This window comes from Pseudomonas sp. TE36184, from assembly GCF_054060055.1.
The window spans coordinates 5,510,160-5,532,933 of the sequence record NZ_JBSSCU010000001.1 but is presented as its reverse complement, the minus strand read 5'-3'; the positions used below and the strand labels follow the sequence as shown (position 1 = coordinate 5,532,933).

Annotated in this window: 23 protein-coding genes; 8 read left to right on the top strand and 15 right to left on the bottom strand. The window is 61.9% G+C overall.

All coding sequences use genetic code 11. From position 1 onward, the window contains the following. The first annotated feature begins 104 nt into the window (after positions 1–104). A complete protein-coding gene (locus ACVWZP_RS25000; protein WP_017847336.1) occupies positions 105–497 on the top strand; it encodes a tautomerase family protein in 393 nt (130 codons plus the stop codon). Positions 498–678: 181 nt separating this feature from the next. Here the strand turns inward: ACVWZP_RS25000 and lpdA are convergent, their stop codons facing one another. The 11 genes from lpdA to ACVWZP_RS24945 all read right to left on the bottom strand — a co-directional run bounded on the left by lpdA (position 679) and on the right by ACVWZP_RS24945 (position 13,358). Further along, positions 679–2,070: a dihydrolipoyl dehydrogenase gene (gene lpdA / locus ACVWZP_RS24995; RefSeq protein WP_457370219.1), complete on the bottom strand. Its 1,392-nt coding sequence runs from the start codon at positions 2,068–2,070 to the stop codon at positions 679–681. 10 nt (positions 2,071–2,080) lie between these two features. Then, positions 2,081–3,295 carry a pyruvate dehydrogenase complex dihydrolipoamide acetyltransferase gene (locus tag ACVWZP_RS24990; protein WP_079444743.1) on the bottom strand — a complete coding sequence of 405 codons (1,215 nt, stop codon included), beginning with the start codon at positions 3,293–3,295 and terminating at the stop codon, positions 2,081–2,083. Beyond that, positions 3,295–3,780, bottom strand: a complete 486-nt coding sequence (locus ACVWZP_RS24985; protein WP_046382011.1) for a VOC family protein — start codon at positions 3,778–3,780, stop codon at positions 3,295–3,297. The genes ACVWZP_RS24990 and ACVWZP_RS24985 overlap by 1 nt, the downstream gene beginning before the upstream one ends. Then, on the bottom strand, positions 3,777–5,969 hold the full coding sequence (locus ACVWZP_RS24980) for an alpha-ketoacid dehydrogenase subunit alpha/beta (RefSeq protein ID WP_126587244.1): 2,193 nt from the start codon (positions 5,967–5,969) through the stop codon (positions 3,777–3,779). Before ACVWZP_RS24980 ends, ACVWZP_RS24985 begins: the two co-directional genes overlap by 4 nt. 62 nt (positions 5,970–6,031) lie before the next feature. After that, positions 6,032–6,874, bottom strand: coding sequence for an SDR family NAD(P)-dependent oxidoreductase (locus ACVWZP_RS24975; protein WP_079444744.1), 843 nt, complete (start codon positions 6,872–6,874; stop codon positions 6,032–6,034). Between the two features lie 126 nt (positions 6,875–7,000). Next, positions 7,001–8,248 carry an OprD family porin gene (locus ACVWZP_RS24970; RefSeq protein ID WP_371928143.1) on the bottom strand — a complete coding sequence of 416 codons (1,248 nt, stop codon included), beginning with the start codon at positions 8,246–8,248 and terminating at the stop codon, positions 7,001–7,003. 115 nt (positions 8,249–8,363) lie between these two features. Beyond that, complete coding sequence (locus tag ACVWZP_RS24965; RefSeq protein ID WP_046382008.1) at positions 8,364–9,086, bottom strand: ABC transporter ATP-binding protein; 723 nt, start codon at positions 9,084–9,086, stop codon at positions 8,364–8,366. Continuing rightward, on the bottom strand, positions 9,083–9,838 hold the full coding sequence (locus ACVWZP_RS24960; protein ID WP_046382007.1) for an ABC transporter ATP-binding protein: 756 nt from the start codon (positions 9,836–9,838) through the stop codon (positions 9,083–9,085). Before ACVWZP_RS24960 ends, ACVWZP_RS24965 begins: the two co-directional genes overlap by 4 nt. Beyond that, complete coding sequence (locus ACVWZP_RS24955; protein ID WP_108525485.1) at positions 9,835–11,112, bottom strand: branched-chain amino acid ABC transporter permease; 1,278 nt, start codon at positions 11,110–11,112, stop codon at positions 9,835–9,837. The genes ACVWZP_RS24960 and ACVWZP_RS24955 overlap by 4 nt, the downstream gene beginning before the upstream one ends. A 3-nt stretch (positions 11,113–11,115) precedes the next feature. Further along, on the bottom strand, positions 11,116–12,057 hold the full coding sequence (locus ACVWZP_RS24950) for a branched-chain amino acid ABC transporter permease (protein WP_046382005.1): 942 nt from the start codon (positions 12,055–12,057) through the stop codon (positions 11,116–11,118). Between the two features lie 59 nt (positions 12,058–12,116). Beyond that, positions 12,117–13,358 (bottom strand): branched-chain amino acid ABC transporter substrate-binding protein, encoded by a 1,242-nt coding sequence (locus ACVWZP_RS24945; protein WP_079444747.1) that lies wholly within the window; start codon positions 13,356–13,358, stop codon positions 12,117–12,119. A gap of 285 nt (positions 13,359–13,643) precedes the next feature. Here ACVWZP_RS24945 and ACVWZP_RS24940 point away from each other — a divergent pair, with 285 nt between their 5' ends. The 4 genes from ACVWZP_RS24940 (at position 13,644) to ACVWZP_RS24925 (ending at position 16,236) form a co-directional block, all read left to right on the top strand. Further along, positions 13,644–14,357 carry a FadR/GntR family transcriptional regulator gene (locus ACVWZP_RS24940; RefSeq protein ID WP_046382004.1) on the top strand — a complete coding sequence of 238 codons (714 nt, stop codon included), beginning with the start codon at positions 13,644–13,646 and terminating at the stop codon, positions 14,355–14,357. Positions 14,358–14,444: 87 nt separating this feature from the next. Beyond that, positions 14,445–14,627 (top strand): hypothetical protein, encoded by a 183-nt coding sequence (locus ACVWZP_RS24935; RefSeq protein WP_126587246.1) that lies wholly within the window; start codon positions 14,445–14,447, stop codon positions 14,625–14,627. A gap of 8 nt (positions 14,628–14,635) precedes the next feature. Further along, a complete protein-coding gene (locus ACVWZP_RS24930) occupies positions 14,636–15,466 on the top strand; it encodes a shikimate dehydrogenase family protein (protein WP_046382003.1) in 831 nt (276 codons plus the stop codon). A 29-nt stretch (positions 15,467–15,495) separates the two neighbouring features. Beyond that, positions 15,496–16,236, top strand: coding sequence for an SDR family NAD(P)-dependent oxidoreductase (locus ACVWZP_RS24925; RefSeq protein WP_046382002.1), 741 nt, complete (start codon positions 15,496–15,498; stop codon positions 16,234–16,236). Between the two features lie 96 nt (positions 16,237–16,332). Here ACVWZP_RS24925 and ACVWZP_RS24920 read toward each other — a convergent pair whose 3' ends face one another. From ACVWZP_RS24920 to ACVWZP_RS24910, 3 genes are all read right to left on the bottom strand, one after another. After that, on the bottom strand, positions 16,333–17,106 hold the full coding sequence (locus ACVWZP_RS24920) for an AraC family transcriptional regulator (protein WP_046382001.1): 774 nt from the start codon (positions 17,104–17,106) through the stop codon (positions 16,333–16,335). 11 nt (positions 17,107–17,117) lie between these two features. Beyond that, positions 17,118–18,464 carry an MFS transporter gene (locus ACVWZP_RS24915; protein ID WP_235000067.1) on the bottom strand — a complete coding sequence of 449 codons (1,347 nt, stop codon included), beginning with the start codon at positions 18,462–18,464 and terminating at the stop codon, positions 17,118–17,120. A 186-nt stretch (positions 18,465–18,650) separates the two neighbouring features. After that, positions 18,651–19,538, bottom strand: a complete 888-nt coding sequence (locus tag ACVWZP_RS24910; protein WP_017847335.1) for a LysR family transcriptional regulator — start codon at positions 19,536–19,538, stop codon at positions 18,651–18,653. Positions 19,539–19,669: 131 nt separating this feature from the next. Here ACVWZP_RS24910 and ACVWZP_RS24905 point away from each other — a divergent pair, with 131 nt between their 5' ends. From ACVWZP_RS24905 to ACVWZP_RS24895, 3 genes are all read left to right on the top strand, one after another. Next, the gene (locus tag ACVWZP_RS24905) at positions 19,670–20,707 is read left to right on the top strand and encodes an SDR family oxidoreductase (RefSeq protein ID WP_108525573.1); all 1,038 of its coding nucleotides are present in this window, start codon (positions 19,670–19,672) and stop codon (positions 20,705–20,707) included. Then, positions 20,704–21,267 carry a histidine phosphatase family protein gene (locus ACVWZP_RS24900; RefSeq protein ID WP_457370218.1) on the top strand — a complete coding sequence of 188 codons (564 nt, stop codon included), beginning with the start codon at positions 20,704–20,706 and terminating at the stop codon, positions 21,265–21,267. The genes ACVWZP_RS24905 and ACVWZP_RS24900 overlap by 4 nt, the downstream gene beginning before the upstream one ends. Positions 21,268–21,515: 248 nt before the next feature. Beyond that, positions 21,516–22,556 carry an NAD(P)-dependent oxidoreductase gene (locus ACVWZP_RS24895; RefSeq protein ID WP_108525491.1) on the top strand — a complete coding sequence of 347 codons (1,041 nt, stop codon included), beginning with the start codon at positions 21,516–21,518 and terminating at the stop codon, positions 22,554–22,556. Between the two features lie 10 nt (positions 22,557–22,566). Here ACVWZP_RS24895 and ACVWZP_RS24890 read toward each other — a convergent pair whose 3' ends face one another. Continuing rightward, positions 22,567–22,761, bottom strand: coding sequence for a hypothetical protein (locus tag ACVWZP_RS24890; protein ID WP_046381997.1), 195 nt, complete (start codon positions 22,759–22,761; stop codon positions 22,567–22,569). Between the last annotated feature and the right edge of the window lie 13 nt (positions 22,762–22,774).

The following is a 22,774-nucleotide window of genomic DNA, read 5'->3' as shown; positions in this document are numbered from 1 at the left end:
ATCCTGCCGTTTTTCCGAAGGATACGATCATATCTTCCGGCTTTTCAGCACTCAAGCCACTCCTTACTCTGAGCCAGACATTTACTCCCGACGAGGACTCCAACATGCCCGGCATCACACTCAAAATCTCTGGCCAACCTGACCTTGCGCGAGTCCAGGGGATCGTTTCCCAGCTCACCGCGCTAACCTGCGATGTGCTGGAGAAACGCCCGGAGCAGACGCTGGTGATGGTGCATTTCGTGCCTCATGAGCAATGGTTCATCAACAGTTGCTCGCTGGCCGAACTGGGTTACAACTCGTTCCGGCTGGAGGTCACCATCACCGATGAGACAAACACCAAAGCGCAGAAGGCGCGCTTTCAGCGTGAGGCTTTCGCGCTATTGGCCGAGGAAATCGGCAACCTGCATCCACACTCCAACATCCACCTCATTGATTGCAGGGCCAGTGCGTATGGGTATGGCGGCGTGAGCCAGGAATACAAACATCACCATCCCTGAGCCCCAAACCCGCGACACCGGGAATGACGCGTGACCGAAGACGAGTCTTCCGATCGGTTGAGGCCGTTGAGCATCACGCGGTCTTTCCTCGTACTTCTAGGCAGCCCCGAACGCTCCCGGCGCCTGCCGAACTGACACGACTCAACCTCGTACAGTTCGGCAATCGCTCGTGGATCAGTGCTCAGCAATGGAGGGCGCGTTCATAGGCGGCCAACACGGCCTCATGCATGGCTTCGGACATCGTCGGGTGCGGCAGGATGCTTTCGATCAGTTCGGCCTCGGTGGTCTCCAGGCCTCGCGCGATGGTGTAGCCCTGGATCATTTCGGTGACCTCCTCGCCGACCATATGCGCGCCGAGCAACTCGCCGCTGTCTGCGTCGAACACCACTTTGACGAAGCCCTCCGTGGCGCCCATGGCAATCGCCTTGCCGTTGGCGGCGAAGGGGAACTTGCCGACCTTGAGGGTCTTGCCGGCACTGCGCGCCTGGGCTTCGGTGTAGCCGACACTGGCGACTTGCGGGTGGCTGTAGGTACAGGCCGGCACGCTGCGGGGGTCCAGTGGGTGGGGGTTCTGACCGGCGATCTTCTCGACACAGATCACGGCTTCGTGGCTGGCCTTGTGCGCCAGCCACGGCGCCCCGGCCAGATCACCAATGGCGTAGACACCCGGCTCGCCCGTGCGGCAGAACTCATCCACTAACACATGGGTGTGCTGCACCTTGACCCCTGTGCCTTCCAACCCCAGCTCCTCGACATTGCCGACAATGCCCGCGGCCACCAGCACCACGTCAGCCTGCAGCGTCTCGTTGCTGTTGCCTTCGAGGCGCAACTGCACGGCGCCCTGCTCCACCTTGCTACCTTGCAGCGCACAGCCGGTGTACAGGCAGATACCGTCGCGAACCAGGGCCTGCGCCACATGGGCGCTGACCTCGTGGTCTTCTACCGGGAGGATCCGCTCCGCCATTTCCACCACGCTGACCTGGGCGCCCAGCGCGTGATAGAAACTGGCGAACTCGATCCCGATCGCACCGCCGCCGATGATCACCAGCCGCTTGGGTACGCTGTCCGGCACCAACGCCTGACGGTAGCTCCAGAAATGCTTGCCATCCGGCTCCATGCCCGGCAGCACTCGGGCCCGGGCCCCGGTGGCGAGAATAATATGCGGCGCATTCAGGCTCAGCTCGCCTTGCTCCCCACTGACTTTCAGGCGCTGCGGCCCATCCAGCCGCGCATGCCCATTGAACACCTGGATGCGGTGCTTTTTCATCAACCCGCTGACCCCACGGTGCAACTGGGCGGCGACATCGCGGGAGCGCTTGACGATGGCCTTCAGGTCCGGCCTGGCCGGCCCGACTTCAATACCAAAACTGCCTGCGCTGCCGATCAGGCGCAACACGTCGGCACTGCGCAACAGGGCCTTCGTCGGAATGCAGCCCCAGTTCAGGCAGACCCCACCCAGTTGCGCCTTTTCCACCAACGCCGTGCGCAGCCCCAACTGGCTGGCGCGAATGGCCGCCACGTAACCGCCGGGGCCGCCACCGACGACGATCAGATCAAATTTCATTTCGCTCATGGGTACTCTCTCAAATCAGCATGCCCAGCGGGTTTTCCATCAGGCCCTTGAACACCGCCAACCATTGCGCAGCGAGTGCGCCATCCACGGCCCGATGATCCACCGACAACGTGCAACGCAGTACCGCACCGACCTTCAGCTCACCGTTTTCAACCACCGGTTTTTGCTGCGTCGCACCCACCGCCAGAATCGCGGCGTGGGGTGGATTGATGATCGCGCTGAACTGCTCGACGCCGAACATCCCCAGGTTGCTGATGGTGAAACTGCCGCCCTGGTATTCCTCGGGGCGCAGACGTCCGTCGCGGGCGCGCCCGGCCAACTCCGCCACCTGCGCGCTGATCTGCGAAAGGGCCTTGCTGTCGGCATTGCGCACCACGGGGGTGATCAGGCCGCTCTCGGTGGACACCGCCACGCAGACATCCGCCTGGTGGTAGCGGCGCAGCGCCGTCTCGGTCCAGGTCACATTCATCGCCGGTACTTGCTGGAGGGCGACAGCCGCCGCCTTGACGATGAAGTCGTTGATCGAAATCTTCCTCGCTGCGGTCCGGTTGACCTGCTCGCGCAGGGCCAGCAGAGGTTCCATCCGGCATTCCACATCAAGATAGAAATGCGGGACCGTGGCCTTGCTCTCCACCAGGCGGCGGGCAATGGTCTTGCGCATGCTGCTGTGGGGGATTTCATCAAAGTCGACGGTCGACACGGGCGTCGGTGCGGCCACCGCAGCGGCAACGGCGACCGCCTCGACGTCGCGTTTGACGATGCGCCCGTTCGGCCCGCTGCCCTTGAGGCTCGCCAGGTCAAGCCCCTTGGCCGCTGCCAGGCGGCGGGCCAGAGGGCTGGCGAAGATCCGCCCGCTGTGCGCGTCAATCGCAGGCGCCACCTCGGCCCGAGGCTGGAGCACCGGTGCGTCATCCACCACCGGCTCATTGGCCGCCGCCAGCGCACCGGCCTTGGCCAACAGCGCGGCAATATCGACATCGGTTTCGCCTCTGGCAAACAGCACCCCGATCGGCGCGCCCACTTCCACTTCGCGCCCCGGTTCGACCAGGATCTTGCCCAGCACCGCATCTTCCTCGGCGGCCAGTTCGACCAAGGCCTTTTCGGTCTCGATCTCGGCAATGCAATCACCGGCGCTGATGGTGTCGCCTTCCTTGAGGGTCCAGTTCTGGATCGCGGCGTGGGTGGCGTTGGCCGACACTTCCGGCATATGTAAGAGCTTGGCCATCAGGCGCTCCTGTCGCTGAACAGATCGGGACGGTAGGCGGCGATATCGGCGTACTCCACCAGTTCCAGCACGTTGCCCTCCGGGTCGCGGCAGAACAGCGCCTTCACATCGGGGCGCAGTTGGATCGGGGCAGCCTCGGCGCAGAAGCTCGCACCGGCATTTTTCAGGTCGTCCACCAGGCTGGCGATGTCTTCGACGATGAACGTCAGGTAACTCGCATTCTGCCGGTCGAGAATCAGCCCCGGTTCAGGCCGGACCGGCGCCCGCTCAGGCGCCAGCAACTTGATCCGTTCACCGTAAGGCGTCTGCAGGCGCACCACGCTGTAGCCGCCTTCGCTCAGGCCCACCAACTGCGCGGCGGCGGCCGGCATTTGCACCTGTGCGACAAAGGTGAAACCCAGCACGTCCTGATAGAAACGGCTGAGGGCCGGGAGATCGACGCAGCAAATCCCCACTTCCATTGGAACCAGCATCTTCACGCTCATTGGTGTGCCCCTTTTTCACGGATGACCTGTTGCAGGCCTTCGATCACTTCCTCGGTGCGGGCACAGGCGGCGCGCTCCAGGACTTTGGAAATACTCGGTGAGCCTTCGCCACCGGTCACGCGCTGGATCGGCTGGTCGAGCCAGTCGAAGCAACGGCGCTGCAGTTCATCGGCCAGCCAACCGCCATAGGACGTCCCTCGGGCGCCCTGCTCGACGATCAGCACATTATTGGTCTTGCGAATACTCGCCTCGACCGTGGCCCAGTCGAAGCTGGCGCGGTCGAGGAAACGCAGGTCAATGACTTCGGCATCGATGCCGGTCTGCTCCACGGCTTCCAGGGAGTGTCCGACCATGCTCAGGTACGTGAGGATGGTCAGGTCACGGCCTTCTCGGCGCACGGCGGCGGTCCCGAATGGAATCTGATAGTCCAAGTCGTCCACCGGCACTTCGCCGCTGTGGCTGTACAGGTCGACGTGCTCGATCACCAGTACCGGGTCCTTGCAGGCCAACGCGGTGTTCATCAGGCCGATGTAGTCGAACGGCGTGGACGCGGCAACGATGCGCCAGCCCGGGTTGGTGACGTAGATGCCGGCCGGGTCCATGGAATGCTGCGAGCCGTAGCCGGTGCCCATGGCGATCTTGGTGCGCAGCACCAGCGGCACGTCACTCTGCCCGCCGAACATGTGCCGCGCCTTGCCGATCTGGTTGAACACCTGGTCGGCGGCGACCCACATGAAGTCGGGGTACATGAACTCCACCACCGGTTTGAAACGCCCGTCCAACGCCATGCCGCCACCCAGCCCGCAGAAGGCGTTCTCGCTGATCGGGGTACCGAGGATGCGCTGCGGAAAACGCTCTTTCAGGCCGCGCGTGGCGCCGTTGGTACCGCCCTTGAGACGGTGTACGTCCTCACCCATGACCACGATGCTGTCATCGGTTTCCATGCGCCGGTTCATCACGTCGGCGATGGCATCGATGAACTTGCGTTGCTGCAGGCCGCCGCGATAGGTCGCCAGTTCACAGGTCCGGGCCGTGGCCAGTTCACTGAGGTCGCCACGAATCCCGACATCGCGAAAGTCCGGCGAAGGCCACAACTGGGGACGGATCCGTCGCTTGCCCGGTTTGCCCGCCGGGTCGGCTTCAAGCAATTCAGCCGCCGCCTGGGCCATGGCCAGCTTGATGGTTCCACGCAGATCGGCCAGGCCGGCGTCGTCGATCAGGTCGCGCTTTTTCATTTCGCGGGCCAGGCGTTCCAGCGGATCACGGGCGCGCCAGCTCTGCTCTTCTTCCTTGCTGCGGTAACCGAATGCGCTGCCGGGAAACGGACCGTTCTGATGGAAGAACCGGTACACATCGGCCTCGATGACGGTCGGTCCGTTGCCGGCGCGCATGTGCGCCAGGGCTTGCTGCATGGCCAGGTAAACCGCCAGCGGGTCCATGCCGTCGACCTTCCAGCTCGGAATATTGAAACCCAGCCCGCGTGCCGACAGGCGCGGCTCGGCAGTGGCTTCCTCAACCGTGGTGGACACCGCGTACAGGTTGTTCTCGATGAAGAAACACAGCGGCAGTTTCCAGGCCGCCGCCAGGTTCATGGTCTCCAGCACCGAACCGATGTTCACCGCGCCGTCACCGAAATAGGTGACCGCCACGGTGTCGGTCCCGGCATGCCGGTGTGCCCAGGCGGCACCGGCCGCCAGCGGCACACCACCGCCCACAATGGCGTTGGTCCCCAGGGCGCCGGCCTCGGCCCACTGCAGGTGCATCGAACCGCCCCGGCCTTTGCAGAACCCTTGGGCCAGGCCGAGAATTTCCGCCAGGGTACGTTGCAGCAGATCCTGGATGGGTGCAGTGACCGGCGCTTTCGGGTCGATACCCTCGGGCATCAGGTAGACCAGCGCCTTGGCCAGGAACTGGTGATGACCACGGTGCGAGCCGTTGACTTCATCCGCCGCGCCCAGCGCAACGATCGAACCTACCGCGCCCCCTTCCTGACCGATGCTCGAATGCGCCGGACCATGCACCAGGCCTTCTCCGGCCAGTTCCAGCACGGTCTCCTCGAAGGCGCGGATCAGGTGCAACTGGCTGAGCATCGTGCCCAGCAACGCAGGGTCGGCCTGCTTCCAGTCGGCATCGGTGGAACTGAGCTCGACCCACGGCGAGGCCGGCGACAAGGCAACACTTTTCGGCATTTCACTTCTCCACAAAGAACTCGAATCGACGGGCCACGGCGGGCCGCCACAACGAAGGCGAACTAGAAACCGTTGGCGGTCCAGCCGCCGTCCGACACGTAGATCTGCCCGGTGATGAACGTCGCGCTGCTGGACGCCAGGAACAGCGCCAGCTCGGCCATCTCGCCCGGCTCACCGAGGCGTTGCAACGGCGTGCGCTTGCGCAGGGCCTCGACGTCCAGGCGTCCGGCCCGTTGCAGTTCTTCCACCAACGGTGTGCGGGTATAGCCAGGGCCGATGGCGTTCATGCGGATGCCATGGCGGGCCCATTCCACTGCCAGGCACTTGGTCATGGAGACCACGGCGGCCTTGGTCGCGCAGTACGCCGTGCGATCGGCGGAGTGGGACACGCCCCACATCGACGAGGTGTTGATGATCACGCCCGCCTGCTGCTCGATCATGTGCCGGGCCGCCGCCTGGGCGCAGAAGAACACGCTGTTGAAGTTGATCTCGACGGCCCGACGCCATTCGGCCGGGCTGATATCGAGCGACGGTTTGTTGATCGATACGCCGGCGTTGTTAAGCAGCACGTCGATACGCCCGAAACAGGCCTTGGCGTGGGCAAAGGCCGCTTCAACCGCGTCTTCGTCAGCAACCGAAGCCTGGAAGCATTCGACTCGACTATTGGGGAAGGCTTCCTGCAACTCGCCCTTGGCGTCGGCCATGGCTTGAGCGTTGATATCGATCAGCAGCAAGTGCGCGCCGTTGCGAGCAAAACCTTTGGCGAGTGCCAAGCCGATACCGCTGCCACCACCGGTGACCACCACCACCTTGTCGTGGATGCCGGCATAGGCGCTGTGCTGGAAAACAGCCGTTTCAGGCTGTGGTTGTACGGACGCAGGTGCTGAGCTATCTGAGTAGGACATGAGGTTCTCACTTATTTTTGTAGCTGGTCATACATTTAAAACAACTTGTCTGACCAGCTCAGAAAAACTAACCCGCACTGCGGGGTCTGTCAAAGGAAATTGTTACCGGAATAGTCGGCATATCGATCAGAACAGCGCCAGGCTGTAGCTGACGATGAGTCGGTTATCGTCGACTGACGGACCGAAACTGGAACGCACCATGGCGTTTCTCCAGCGCAGGCCCAGGTTCTTCAGCGCGCCGCTCTGGATCACATAGGACACGTCAAAATCGCGCTCCCATTCCTTGCCGTCGTTGCTGCCCGCCACCAGTACGTTGTCGCCACTGACGTAACGCACGAAGGTCGTCAGCCCTGGCACCCCCATGGCGGCAAAGTTGTAGTCGTATCGCAGCTGCCAGGCTTTCTCTTGGGCGGAGGCGAAATTGCGCACCTGGATATCACTGGGCAGCACGGTGGTGGTCGGGCTTAGCCAGATGGTCCCGTCTTCGCCGTACATGCGCTGCCAGGCGGCCATCAGCGTGTGCCCGCCATGTGCCGCGCTGAGGGTGCTGTAGAACGAGCGGTTGTCGATTTTGCCGGCCTTGGCCTGGCCTTGTTCCTCGGAGTCGAGCAGGCCGACGGTGGTCCCAAGCGTCCAGGCACCGACCGGTTGCTTGTGGGCGAACTGGACTAAGCGTTGGCGATAGATATCCTCCAGTTCTGCGCCCCAGAGGCCGAGCATGGTCCGCTCCTGGTTGAAGCGGTACTCGCCACCCAGGTAGTTGTAGCGGTCGGACGTGGCGAACGAGCGGCCATCAATAAACAGGTCTTCGCGGTTACTGGAGTTGCGCTGAGTGAATGAGCGCATCTGCCCGGCATTGAGGGTCAGCCCGGTGATTTCTTTCGAAGTCAGCATCGCCCCCTGAAAGGTTTGCGGCAGCAACCGCGCATCGTTGTACTGGAGGATGGGCAGGCTCGGCAGCAGCTCCCCGACTTTCAGCTCGGTCTTCGACAGTTTCAGTTTGAGCGCAGCGCCCAGGCTGGAAAAATCATCCGCCGAGCCTTTGCCGTCCGCCGGCAACAATAGGCTGCCAGCACGCCCACTGCCGCTGTCGAGTTTGACCCCGAGACGGCCGATCAGATCGACGCCGACACCCACGGTGCCTTGGGTGTAGCCGGACTGTGCGTTAAGCAGAAAGCCCTGCGCCCACTCCTCGCTCTTGGCCTGGGCGGCACCGCTGTCGCGAAAGTCACGGTTGAAGTAGAAGTTGCGCATCAGCACGTTGGCCGTTGCGCCTTCGATAAAGCCCTGCTCCTGGGCCAGGACCAGGCCCGGCAAGACGCTGAGCAACAGCAGGGGTTGTACGGTGATGTAGTTAGGCAGGCTCATTTTTATTGTTTTTCCCGGTGGATTTAAAACGCAGAACCCCCTGGCAAGCACACGTGCTGCCACACAATCGGGGGGGAAATTGGCAGGCGAACCTGCCGGGTTGAACACGCTGGCGGTCGGTCTAGACCGCCAACCATTCCTTCATCAAATTCGCATCGTCGGTCAGCGCCTGCGGCGTGCCCTCGAAGACAATCCGCCCATGCCCCATCACGCAGACTCGCGACGAGACCTTAAGCGCGATGGTCAGCTTCTGTTCCACCAGCAGGATCGAAACCCCACGTCGGTGGATCTCGCGAATAGCCTCGGCGACGACGGCCACAATCTTCGGCGCCAGGCCTTCGGTGGGTTCATCGATCAGCAGCACTCTGGGGCAGCCCAGCAACGACCGGCACAGGGTGAGCATCTGCTGTTCGCCCCCCGAAAGGTTGCCCGCGCCAGTGTTACGGCGCTCGCGCAGCCGCGGGAAAAACTCGAACATCTGCTCGACGGTCCACGCCGTGGCGCCGTCGGTGGGCGCTTGCTGGCCCATGCGCAGGTTTTCCTCGACGCTGAGGTTGGCGAAGACCTCACGTTCCTCCGGGACGAACCCGATGCCGGCACGGCTGATGCGATAGGGGCGCAGCCCGGTCAACTCGCGCCCGGCCAACTGCACGCTGCCGGCACTGGGCGGCACCAGGCCCATGACCGCTTTCATGGTGGTCGAGCGCCCGGCGCCGTTGCGCCCGAGCAGGCTCACCACCTCGTTGTGACCGATGTGCAGATCGACCCCATGCAATACATGGCTCTTGCCGTAATGCACATGCAGGTCGCTGATCGACAGCAGGTTTTGCGAAGTAGGGTTCATGCACATTGCTCCTCACCCAGGTAGGCTTCCTGCACCCGACGATCTGCGCGGATCTGGTCCGGTGTACCGGTGGCGATGACTTCGCCGTAGACCAGCACACTGATGCGGTCGCACAGGGAGAACACCACGTCCATGTCATGTTCGACGATCAGCAGCGAACGCCCCTGGGTCACCTCGCGGATCAGGTTCAGGGCGTAATCGGTTTCTTCATGGGACATGCCCGCCATCGGCTCGTCGAGCAAGATCACCCGAGGGTCACAGGCCAGGGTCATGCCGATCTCCAAGGCGCGCTGTTCGGAGTAAGAGAGTTCGGCCGCGCACACCGTTTGCTTGTCCTGTAGCCGCACCTGTTCGAGCAATTGCTCAGTCTGCTCGCGCACCTCGGGGTAACGCTGGACGGAGCGCCAGAAGTGGTATTGCATCCGGTGCTTGCGCATCACCGCGATGCGCAGGTTTTCGAACACCGAGAGCCCGGGAAAAATGTTGGTGATCTGGAACGAGCGCGACAACCCCAGGTGATTGATGTGCTGTGGCGAGTAGCCCTGGATCGCTTCCGCGCCCAGGAGGATCTGCCCGCTACTGGGCTGCAACTGCCCGGAGATCAGATGGAACAAGGTCGATTTGCCGGCCCCGTTGGGACCGATCACCGCATGACGTTCACCGGCACGCAATTCAAGCTGCGCACCCCGAATGATGTGAGCCTCGCCAAACGACTTATGCACATCGCGTAACTGCAGGATCGCATCGCTCATGGTTGTTCTCCTTCGACCCGAGGCCTGAGTGCGGCGGCGTTGACCACCGGTTCGTCGTCCAGCAGGCGCAGCCATTGGTGCCGGGCCAGTTTCAAGACCAACAGCCCGGCCACCCCCAAGAGCAACGGCGTGGCCCAGGTCAGCAGCGCGCCCGGCAGCCATTCACGGCCGAACAGACTGATCGCCGGCCAGGCTTGGTCCGTCATCAACAGGGCCTGATAGTCCTGGCTGAATACGCGTTGCAACGTCTCGATCAAAAACACCACCGCCAGGCTCAACACCCCAGCGCCAAGCAGCGCCGAGAACGCCGCCGGGATGATCGCCAGCCAACCGCGCCGACGGATCTGCGCACTCCAGCACAGCACCAGCCCGGCCAGGCCGCTGGGCATGAACATCATCACCAGTACGAACAACAGGCCCTGATACAGCAACCAGGATTGCGTGAGGTCAGAGGCGGCGTTGCCAAAGAACGTCATCAGGGCAGCGCCGAGCACCGGCCCGAGGAACACGTTGACGCCGCCGATGTAGGTGTTGAGTACCACTTCGGCAGAAAAACGCATGTCGAACAGCACGTAGTTGGCCGACTCCAGGTTCAGTGCTTGCAAGCCACCGGCAATACCGGCAAACATCGCCGACAAGGCAAACACCAGCACTCGCAAGCGGTGAACGTTGTAGCCCAGGAACTGCAGGCGGTGGCCGTTCTCGCGCAAGGCGAACGTCAGGCGCCCCATGGGCGTCAGCGTGAAGGCGTAGAGCAAGGCAATCGACAGCACCACCCAACCCAGCGTCAGGTAATACACTTGGGTCGCGTCACCGAAATCCAGGCCCCAGGCAGGGGCGCGCATGGACGAAATACCCGCCTCGCCGCCAAACAGCGTATTCAGGTGCGGGGCCAGGGAATGCAGCAACTCGGCCAGCGCCAGGGTGATCATGGAGAAGTAGACGCCCGCCCGTTTAGTGGCGAACCAACCGGCGCAGAGGCCGCAGATAAAGCCGCCCATGGCACCGATCAGCGGCAGCAACGGTGTCGGCAGCAGGCCTTGACCATTGAGCGCACTCATCGCATGCAATGTAGCGAACGACCCCACGCCGAAGTACGCCGCATGACCGAACGAAAGCATGCCGCCCTGCCCGCACAACAGGTTGAAGGCACAGGCAAACAAGGCCGCGATAAGCATCTGGATGGCCGCGTTGACCATCGCCGCCGGCAGGATGGCGGGCAGCACCAGCAGGGCCAGCAACAGCACCGCCAGGAGGATATTCGTCAGTTTCATGGTTTACCCCTTCTCGCCCATCAACCCGGACGGCCGGATCAGCAAAATCAGCAGCATCAGCGCAAACGGAATGGTTGCCGCCACACTGGATACCTTGAGGGTCATCAACCCGCCCATCTGCTGCGCCCAGTCACCTGCCCCCAGCAAACCCAGGAGTGAAGCCAGGCTGAGGTCCACACCCACCGCGAACGAAGAAATCAGCCCGATCAGCAGCGACGCGATCATGGCCCCGGCCATCGAACCCAGGCCGCCAACCACCACCACGACAAACACGATGACCCCCAGCTCCAGGGCCATGTTCGGGTTGGTGGTGTAGAACGCCCCAGCCAGAGCCCCGGCCAGGCCGGCCAGTGCCGCGCCGATGCCGAACACGGCCATGAACACCAGCGGGACGTTGTGCCCCAGGGCCTCGGCCATTTGTGGACGATGAATCGCCGCCCGCACCACGATGCCGACCCGAGTGCGGGTCAACAGCAGGTAGATCAGGCCGAACACCAGCAGCGAGACCACGCCCATCAACAAGCGATAGAACGGATAGTCGGTGCTGAACACCTGGAAGGCGGCAAAGTTGAGGAACTCTGGAACTCGGTATTCGACGGAAAAGTTGCCGTAAAACAACTTGATCAGTTCAGCAATGATGAACGTCAGGCCGAAGGTGAGCAGCAGTTCATGAGCATGGCCATGTTTGTGTACGCGGCGCAGGAAGAAGCGCTCGACGATCACGCCGAGCAGGCCCACGAGCACGGTCGAGAGCACTACCGCAGTCGTGAAGCCGACAACCTTCTGCAGGGTGTAGGCCAGGTAGGCGCCCACCATATAGAAGGAGGCATGGGCGAAATTGAGCACGCCCATCATGCCGAAAATCAGCGTCAGGCCGGCGGAAACCATAAACAGCAGCAGGCCGTAGATCACGCCGTTAAGCAGTGAAACTGTGAGAAATTCCATAGGCGACTCCAGCGTTCGCGATGGGCAGGAAGGCGTGCCGCTCGGCACGCCAGGCGGCGTCACTCGGGTCGTTGCATCCGGCAGGCATCCTGGACAGGCGCTGCGGCTTGATCGGCACTGAACGACTTGATCGGCACAAAGCCCATGTCGGTGCCGTCAACCTTGTAGCGCGCCTCCTTCGACACCACCGACACCACGAACGGCATCAGCAGTTGGTGATCCTCGGCACGCATCCGCACGTCACCCAATGGGTTGCGGTCGCTGGCCTGTTCCAGGGCCAGGGCGAAACTGCGGGTATTGAGACGGCCATCTTCGGCCGGCAGCTTCTTCAGCACATTGCCGACCATCTGCAAGGCAAATACCGTCTGTGGCTCGATGTAGGCTGGCAGGTGCCCGGTCTTGGCCTGATACTCGCTGGCAAATTTTTCGCCCTGCTCGCCCGCCGCCTCAATGTTGAACGGGTGGGAAACGTAGTGCCCCAGCGCGACATCGCCGGCGTTGGCGAGGTTGCCCGGCTGATCGAGAAAGGCCGTGCCGAAGCGCAGCTTCAGGCCGGCGGCGCGGCTGGCTTTCATCAGCAGCAACAGGTCGTTGCCCCAGTTGCCGGTCAGCACGGTTTCTGCGCCGGAGGCCTGGATGCGAGCGATATAGGGCGAAAAATCCTGCACCTTCTGCGTGTCGTGCAGGCTTTTACCCACCAACTGATAACCGCCAGCCGCGGCGTTTTCAGTGATGGATTTTTCCATGTCCTGGCCCCAGCTGTAGTTCTGGTTCATGGAATAGACTTTGCTGCCCAGGGTGCCCGCCTCTTTCATTGCCGCGACCAGGGTCTTGACCCGGATCGGTGCGTTACCGTTGAAACGGAAGTGATAGAAGTGGCATTTGCTGCCGGTCAGTTCAAGCGCTTCACCGCCGACGTTGAGGAACACCACCTCCTTGCCCTTATTGCGCAGGTTGTACTTGCGCACGTCTTCGGTGATCTGCCCGGCAGCCACTGACGAAGCCCCTTGGACAATCATTTGCGCGCCGCTGCCAATGGCGGCCTTGAGTTTCTCGGAGGCGCCCGCGGGGGTCCCCTGGCTGTCGAACTCGAGGAGCTGGATCGGTTCGCCGTTCCAACCGCCCTCGGCATTCAGCCGTTCGATCTGAAAACGCGTGGCGGCGCGGAACATTTGCCCGGTGGCGGCCGACGGCCCCGACAGGGTCTCGACCAACGCCACTTTCAAAGGATCAGCGCAGGCGATACCGGCGAACAGGGTCGTGCCGAGGGTGAGCAGACGCAGCGTGGTCTTGGTGTGCATGGAAACCTCGAATTTTTATTGTTATTTGCAATCTGGTAGTACATCAGCAAGTACATGTCTGACCAGTTGGCGAAAATTACGTCAAGCCTGCCGCGAAGTCAAAGCACTCCTACCACGATTTATGCATTTATTTTTTATAAATGCACCTGCGGGCCTTTAAAACAGACAACTCCACCCTGGATTATTTTTTCAAACACTTGTAAGACCACAGCTCAATCCGTCACTATCAACAGCTCATCACATCAATGCCCGCACCCGTGCTGCCCCCTGGCAGAGGACCGAACCATGAAAAGCGACAACGCGCACCCCAACCAGCCCCTGCCCATGGAAATCGTTCACTGGCTCAGTGGCGAGATCCAATCCGGGCGGCTGGCCACTGGCGATCAACTGCCCAGCGAACGGCAACTGTGCGAACAGTTTTCGGTCAGCCGGGCGGTGGTGCGCGAAGCCTTGTCGCAGCTCAAGTTCGAAGAGCTGATCACCACTCAGCAAGGCAAGGGTGCCTTCGTCGCCAAGCGCGGCGAGCGCCATGCGTTTCGCTTGAAAGCAGTCTCGCTGGGTGAAGGGGACGCATTGCTGCATATCCTCGAATTCCTGATCACCATTGAAGTGGGCGCCACACGCCTGGCAGCCTTGCGCCACACCCCCGAAGACCTGAAGAAGATTCGCCAGGCACTGGTTGGTATGGAATACGCCATGGTCAATGATCAACTGGGGGACGAAGAAGACTATGCCTTCCACCAGGCGATTGTCGCGGCCACGCACAACCCGCATTTCAAATCGCTCAACGAGTACCTCGACCACAGCGTCCGGCGCCTGATTCGCGAAGCTCGCAGCAACACCGCCGAAATCTACAACGAGCTGATCCAGGACGTGCAGGACGAGCACCAGGCCATCTTCCAGGCCATCCAGGCCCGTGATCCGGTGTTGGCCGGCGAAGCCGCCGAGCGCCATCTGCGCAATGCCGCCAAGCGGATGAACATGTACCTGCAGGCCTGATTCCCGGCAGCACCCTTGACACCGAAAAGCGAAGCCTTCTACCATCCTGTCAGACAACAATAAAATATGTCAGACAGGTTACTGCTCATGAGTTCTATCAGCGCACTGTTACAAGCATTGGCTTCATTGATCCGCACCTCCGACACCCCTCCTGCCCTCGGCACGACCGCCCACCCCGCGGTATTCCAGCTTCCACTCGATCCCTTTTTCGGCCCGGCTCTTTATGAGAAGCGCCTCGGCACGACCGCCCGTACCCACTCCTACCGTTGAGGTTTCCCATGCACATCAGTGGCCAGACGCAACTGATCGGCATCGTTGCCGATCCGATCGCCCATGTAAAAACCCCGCAAGTGATCAACCACAGTGCTGCCAACCAGGGCCTCGACCTGGTCTGCGTGCCGCTGCACGTGCAAGGGTCGAACCTGCACAAGGTGCTGCTCGGCGTATCCGGCATCGCCAATTTGCACGGCCTGGTAGTGACCATCCCGTACAAGGAAAGCATCGTTGAATACTGCGACGAACTGACCGAGACCGCACGCCAGGTCGGCTCGGTCAACGCGGTGCGGATCGACCCCGAGAGCGGCCGCTTGATCGGTGGCAACTTCGACGGCGAAGGCATGCTCGCCGGGCTGCATCAGCAAGGTCATAGGCTGGAAGGCAAACGCGTGCTGCTGGTGGGCGCCGGGGGCGCCGGCAAGTCGATCGCCGCAGCGATTGCCCGGCAGGAACCGGCACGGCTAGCGATCTACAATCGCTCCCCTGCCCGCGCCGAAGCGCTGTTGGAACGCCTGAAAACGCAGTTCCCCAAGGTCGAGCTAAGCACCAGCGACGGCAATGCGCAGGACTTCGACGTGATCATCAACGCCACCTCCCTGGGCCTCAAGGACGACGATGCCCTGCCGCTGGACCCCAGCACTCTGCGGGCTGATGCCCTGGTCTGCGAAGCCGTGATGCGCGCCGGCGACACCCCCCTGTTGGCCGCGGCTCGACTGCGCGGCTGCCGCGTTCACCATGGGCAACACATGATCTATGGCCAGATCGTGCAGATCTGTCGTTTTCTCGGCGTTGACCTGCAACACGAACATCTGGCGCGCATTCTCGGCCCATGAACCCAGGCACTCTTTCGGAGACAACGACCATGTACGATTTCAACAATCGCGTCCTGCTGCTGACGGGTGCCAACGGTGGCATCGGCCGCGAAGTGGCAAGGCTGTTCTATCAGTACGGCGCCTCGATGGTGCTCGCCGACCTGGACGGCGACGGCCTGGCGGATTTCGCCCGGGAACTGGACGCCAGCGGCGAGCGCGTCGCCACCCTACGGATGAATGCGGCCGACCCTGCCGATTCGGCCAAGGCTGTGCAACTGGCCGTCGAACGCTTCGGCGGCATCGACTTCCTGGTGCCATCGGCCGGTTTGTACCAGTCGCAGCCGATTCGCCAAATGACCGATGAGCAATGGCGCCAAACGCTGGGCATCAACCTCGACGGCGTGTTCTACCTGTGCCAGCGGGCAATCCCGGTACTGCGTGCCAACAGCGCAATCGTCAACCTAACCTCGGTGGCCGCACATCGGGGGGCGTTCTCTAACGCGCACTATGGCGCCTCCAAGGGCGGCCTACTGAGCCTGACCCGCGCTCTGGCGCGGGAGTTGGGGCCGCAGACCCGGGTGAACGCGGTGTCCCCCGGGATCATCGAAACCCCGATGACCCAGCACCTGATCGCGAGCCGCGGCAGCGATTCGGTGGAGCAGACCCCGCTCAAACGCCTGGGTCAACCGAGCGAAATCGCCTCGGTGATCGCCTTTCTATGCAGCAACGGCTCAAGTTTCATGACCGGCGAAGTACTGCACGTGAACGGCGGGCTGTACATCGCCGGATGAGCCTTGCGCGCCTCGTTTTTTTGCCCGTTGAGCGGTCAAGCGAGAAATGAGCGCGCGCCCTTCAGGGGCGCGGGCTCATGGGGCCAGCGGCCGCACTTACGCGCTGGCAACCTGCAAAGAGCTACGCACCTTGCCTGGGCTGCTGCCGGTGATGCGCCGAAACCAATGACCAAAGGAATCCCCCGACGCAAATCCCAGGTGCTGCGCCAGGGTCTCGTTGGAGTGTTCGCCTGCCAGGCCTCGGTATGCCTCCACGAGGAGCAGGCGGTTGTGCCAGTCCGTGTAGCGCAATCCGGTATCCTTGCGAAACAGCCGCGCCAGCGTCCGCTCCGTAGCGCCTACCTCGTGCCCCCATTCGGTCAGGCTCTTGCGCATCCCAGGCCTGGCGATCAGTTGCTCGGCCACACGCTTGAGCCGTGCGTCGCTCGGCAAAGGCAGGACCATGTTGCTGGGCACCCGCTCTTCGATCTCCTCGAACAACAACTGCAACATGCAGGCGCGCCGTTGTTCGCAAAGCGGTCGAGTGCCCTGCTCGGCCAACCGCTCGCACAGGGCGATGATCAGCGGGGATGCATCGATCAGCTTGACGCTCGGGGAGATGTGTTTGCACAGGTCAGGGTCAAGGTACAAGACCGTGAGGTCCACCGGGTTATACGCCTCGCCCGAGTGCAAGGTCTGTGGCGGAATCCAGACCGCCATTCCCGGTTTGAGCAACCAGCGTTGCTCGATGGCGTTGCCATGAAGCACACCGTTTTTGACTAACACAAACTGCCCGAAGGGGTGTTGATGAGCATGACGCTCCGCCTCGGGCAGCTTGGTTAACTGCCGTTCAACAACCAGTGCGGTGTGATCCAGGTCGACGAAACTCATTGCGACTCTGCTTACCCTTTCTGCGGTCCACCGCGCGCAGGCAGCTTGAAGGCAAAGAGTAAACCGAGTGCCATCAAAAGACCAAGCAACAGGAACGTGTCCGGGTAGGACTGGTCTGGCGGCAGGTACAACGCAACAGCCACCAGTGCATTGACGCCAAACGCCGCGCCAAGGTTGCGCAGAAACTGCACCGTGGAGGTATAGGCTCCCAACTGATCAGGCGGGGCGCTGTTCTGTGCGAGTACCAGGGTCGTTGTGGCTGTAAAGCCCATACCCAGCCCGACCAGAATCTGACCGATGCCCATCAGCAGCCACTGCGAGCAGTGCAACCCCGCAGCCACCCCCAGACAACCGAGCATCAGCATGGCCATCCCAACGATAGCCATGGACTTGAACCCGACATTCGCCAGACGCTTGCCACAGACGGTGGCACCGCCTACCCAGCCCAACGCGGCCAGCATGATCAGCCCGCCGGTCGACAATGCGCTGCCCGGCGAATGGCTCAGGGCAATTGGCAACACGCTGACCGTGGCGTACAAGCCGATACTGGAGATCACCACCAACGCCATGACCGCTCCCAGTGCAGGCCGTTCAAAGAAACCAAACGGCACTGGGCTACCGGCAGGTACCTGACGCACGCGAGCTATCAGCGCGACCAGACTGATGAGCACCACAAACGCCAGCGTCGCTATCGGGTATGGGATCATATCCAGACGCTGACTGCTCAACATGAACAGCCCCGCACAAGCAGCAATGGCCAAAAGGCCCTGCGCTATCGGGTCTACCGTCCTGGTCGATTGACCTCGACCGATAGCAGGTGTGAAACACAACACCGCCAATGCCAAACAGCCCAGCGGCAGATTGAGCCAGAATACCCAGCGCCAACTCAGGGTGTTGCCCAGCACCGTACCGGCAACCGGGCCCAACACAGCCGCCAGCCCCCAGACACTGCTGAGCATGCCCTGCATGCTGGCACGCTTGGGCCCGTCGAAGAGCGACGCCAGCATCGAGTAGGAAAGAACGATGATGCCACCCGCCCCGACGCCTTGCAGCGCTCTGCCGGCAATCAGCATGACCATGCTCTGGCTAGCGGCAACCAGCGCCGACGCGGCGATGAAGATCAGCAGGCTGACCTTCATCATCGACGAAACCCCGAACCGATCCGCCAGTGCGCCAGCCAGCGGGGCAATGAGTGCCAGGGGTAGCAGGAAGCCTGAGACCACCCAGGGATAGAGCGTCGCGTCCTGCATTTGCGCATTGATCTGCGCCAGTACCGTGCTGACAGCAGTACTGTCCATCGCCGCGAGAAACAACACGACGAGCACCGCCAGAACGCTCAGCGAGCGTTGGCGCTGCACATGATCATTCTCATCTCGCAAAGAGGCGCGAGTAACACTCTTCATAACCGATCCCTTCACGGCATTTACCTGGGATCAGGTTACGTAACCGCCTGGATGAGCGAAATGTTCCGTCAAGACAACTCATCGACTGAAACGGACGAGAACCATCAGCGGTGCCTCTTCGCGATCCGCACTACGACGTTGTCAGCTCGCCCTTTGATGCGTGCCGACGCAGAGGACTTCGAGCAATACCTGCTCCAGAATGTCGAAGAAACATCTGATGTGCGCCTGTTTCAACGCCTGAGGCCGGGTTACCAGATAGACCTCCATCTCTGGAAGTTCCAGCTCCGGGAACAACTCCGTCAGGCCCTTCGCCAGAATACGCGGCAGTACAGCCACGCCCATGCCTTGCCGCACCGACTCCAGTTGGACGGCGAACGAGTTCACGCTGATTTGCGCACGGTCCAGGCCCGCAGCCTTTGCGGCACGCATTTGAGGCAACATATCCAGCGGAGGAAGCAAGGCGATGTTGACCGCCGTAGCCAGGGTCACCCCGGGAGATCGCTTCAGGTACCCGGCCTCAGCGAAGACGCCATAGGCGAGCTTGCCGATGGGTCGATAAATCAACGATGGCTCGCCCAGGTGCGCTGTGCGTATGGCGATATCCGCCACCCCGCGGACGATCTTGTGAAAGTCGGTGGCGACCAGTAACTCCACGGAACAGCGCGGATGCAGGGCCGTAAACCGGCTCGCGGCGTCCAGCACACAAGAAGAAAACCCCTCGCCGGCACTGACCAGCACGCTGCCACATAGCGCTGCATGTTCCCCGGACAACTCCGCCGCCGTCTGACGCCTCAAGCCCGCCTCTGCTGCCACCGCGACGTCCACCAGGGCTTGGCCCCGCGAGGTCAACCAGCAGCCTTCAACGCCGCGTTCAACGAGCGGCTCACCCAGGGCCGCTTCCAGCTGGGTCAGGCGACGGGACACGGTAGACGCCGCGATCCCCAGCAGTTGGCCGGCTTGAAGAAAACTGCCACGCCGCGAGACCGCCAACAGCAGACGAAGATCGTCCCAATTTGCCTGCAACGCCATACCTCCCATCCTCCAGGGTTTGCATATATGCAAAGCCATTATGCAGTAGTCGCTGTTTTTCAGGCGCAGCCTCAACGGTATATCTACCGGCCTTCGAAACGACTGGAATGAAATGTATGACTATGGACCCCATGCGCAACGCATTCGTCACTGGCGCAACCGGCTTGCTGGGCAACAACCTGGTGCGGGAACTGGTCGCACACGGCTACGCCGTCAAAGCCCTGGTCCGCTCACGGGCCAAGGGTGAGCAGCAGTTCAACGACCTGCCGAGCGTGGAACTGGTCGTTGGCGATATGGCCGACACCGACGCGTTCGCAACATCGTTGCAAGGCTGCGATACGGTGTTTCATACCGCAGCGTTCTTTCGCGATAACTACAAGGGCGGCAGCCACTGGGAAGCGCTCGAAAAGATCAATGTCGCCGGTACGCAAGCCCTGCTTCACCAGGCCTATCGCGCGGGGGTCCGCCGCTTCGTGCATACCTCGTCGATTGCCGTGCTCGACGGAGCCCCCGGCACCTCTATCGACGAGACATGCCTGCGGGCCGAAGCCGATGCGGATGACTACTATCGCAGCAAGATCCTCGCCGAGCGTGTCGTCTTGACGTTCCTTGAAACCCATCCCCAAATGCATGCCTGCATGGTGCTGCCCGGCTGGATGTGGGGCCCGGGCGATATGGGCCCGACTTCCTCCGGACAATTGGTCAAGGACGTGATCAACGGCAAGTTACCCGGGCTGATCCCCGGCACCTTCTCCGTGGTCGATGCCCGCGATGTGGCATGTGCCCAGATCGCCGCCGCCAAACATGGGCGGCGAGGAGAGCGCTACCTCGCGGCCGGTCGCAACTTGACCATGCGCCAGTTGGTACCTGTGCTGGGGCGTATCGCGGGCGTCAAAACCCCTGTTCGGCAACTGCCAGTACCCGCGCTGTACCTGTTGGCGGCGGTGCAGGAGGTTTACGCGCGCGTTACCGGCAAGCCTATTTTGCTGAGCATGGCGACGTTGCGCCTATTGATACGAGAGGAGCACCGTACCTGTTTTAACCACCACAAGAGCGAACAGGAGCTTGGCCTGAGTTTTCGAGTGCTGGAGCAGACTGTTTCTGACACTGTGGCGTGGTATCGGAAACATGGCGTGGTTAAGCCAAACAAGGACGAAAACACACGATGAGCAAAACCATCATCCTGATGCGTCACGGCCAGCCCAAGATGGCCGCGCGCGAAAGAATCTCGATGTTCGAGATGAAAGACTGGATCGAGCAATACAACCAATCCGAAATCATCCGCCATCCGGCTCCGGACGCCAGCCAGCAACTCGCCGCAGCCGCCACCCTGGTTGTTTCAAGCAGCGCGCCTCGTGCGCTGACCTCGGTCGAGGTGCTCGGGCTGAAGCCTGCTGTCGTCGACGCGCTTTTCTGCGAAGCGCAACTGCCTTATGGCCGTTGGCGATTGCCCCGGCTATCGCCGTTTACCTGGGCATTTATCTTCCGGGTCTTATGGCTGTGCGGTTACTCACGCAATATCGAATCCGCTGGCGCCGCAAGGTTGCGCGCCAACACGGCCGCTCAACGACTGCAGTCCCTCGCCGGTGAAGGGCCGGTTCTGCTGCTCGGTCATGGCGTGATGAATCGAATGATCGCCAAACACCTGCTCGCAGACGGTTGGACCCGCCAACAGCACAATGGCAGCCAATATTGGAGCGCGACGGTGTATCAATACGCTGGTGTATAGACGGTGATCGGCTGAGCGCACGCAACCGTCCAGGTGGCACACCGCCCTGATACAGTGTCTTTGCTACGCGTGTGAAGTGCAGTGCTTCGGCTACGGCCAAAAGGAGCCTCACTCTCAGAAGCGCGGACAACGCTCCCGTTATGCCTGGAACGTGAATAACGCGGCTTCACGCTCTATGGTGGGATGCGAACAAGGACGTCATCGAGGCGGCCGAGGGACTCAGGCACTCTTTCAAGAGGATCACGCGCATGGCATTCACCACCCTGATACTGGACGCCCCTGGCCCGCCGCTGCTATTTGAGGAAATCGACCGATTCCTTGAACTGGGGCTGGCCGTCACCCTGAACCTTCATTATTTCACCGACCAGGACAGCATCAGGAACCACTACGGCGAGCGCATTCAATACGCCCAGATCAATTGCCACGACAAGTCCGCCTTCATCGCGGCGGTAATCCAGGCCGGGGGCTACAGCGTGTTCAAGACGCGCCTGAACATCCCCCTCGATGGCGAACTGATCAGCGCCGCCGCCTCCCCTGCCTTGGCAACACCGTTGCGCGCCATCGCCCAGGCAGGCGTGGGGCTTAACCACATCGACCGGCAAGAGGCCGAGCGCACTGGCGTGACGATACTGAACACACCAGGTTCCAACGCCACGGCCGTCGCTGAATACGTGGTGGCCCAAGCGGTGTTTTTATCCAGGGACCTCAGCCACTACAACACCGAAACCCATAAAGGCCACTGGTCCAAGGGCAGCCTACCTCCCGGCCAGGAGTTCTCCGAGCTGACGCTGGGGCTGGTGGGCACTGGCGGCATTGCCCAACAGGTCGCTCGCAAGGCGCGGGCACTCGGCATCAAGGTCATCGCCACCGGTTCGGAGCGCTTTACCGATCAGGTCGCACGGGACCTTGGGCTTGATCGAAGACCAACCCTCTCGCAGTTGCTCGGCGAAGCCGATGTCGTCTCGATCCATACACCACTCACGCCGCTCACACGGGGCCTGTTCGGCAGTACAGCGTTCAGCCAGATGCGCCCGGGCTCGATCCTGATCAATACCGCCCGCGGTGGCATCGTCGACGAGGACCAACTGGCAGCGTTCATGACCCGCTTTCCCGGGCATATCAAAGCAGTCGCCATCGATACCTTTGCCCAAGAAAAGGACCGCTTCAACTCACCGCTGGCAGGCATTGCCAACGCACAACTGACGCCGCATATCGCGGGCAATACCGCAACGGCAATCAGGACGGCTTCACGCCAGATCGTCGACAAGATCCACGCGTTCAGCCTGTAGCTGTCGACGCCTAGCGCCGCGCCACACACTCCGCCAGCGCTGCCTCCAGCCAACCGGCCGCGCGCATTTTCAGGGCTGTGCTTCCGCATTTCGGACAGCTCGCGAACCAGTCGCCGGGCATCAGCGCGTCACTGCGCGGCGCAATGGTTTTCTTCCACTTGCAGTCTTCACACACAAAGGTGAAGGGTCTGGGTTTTATCGGCATGAATGGGTTCTCC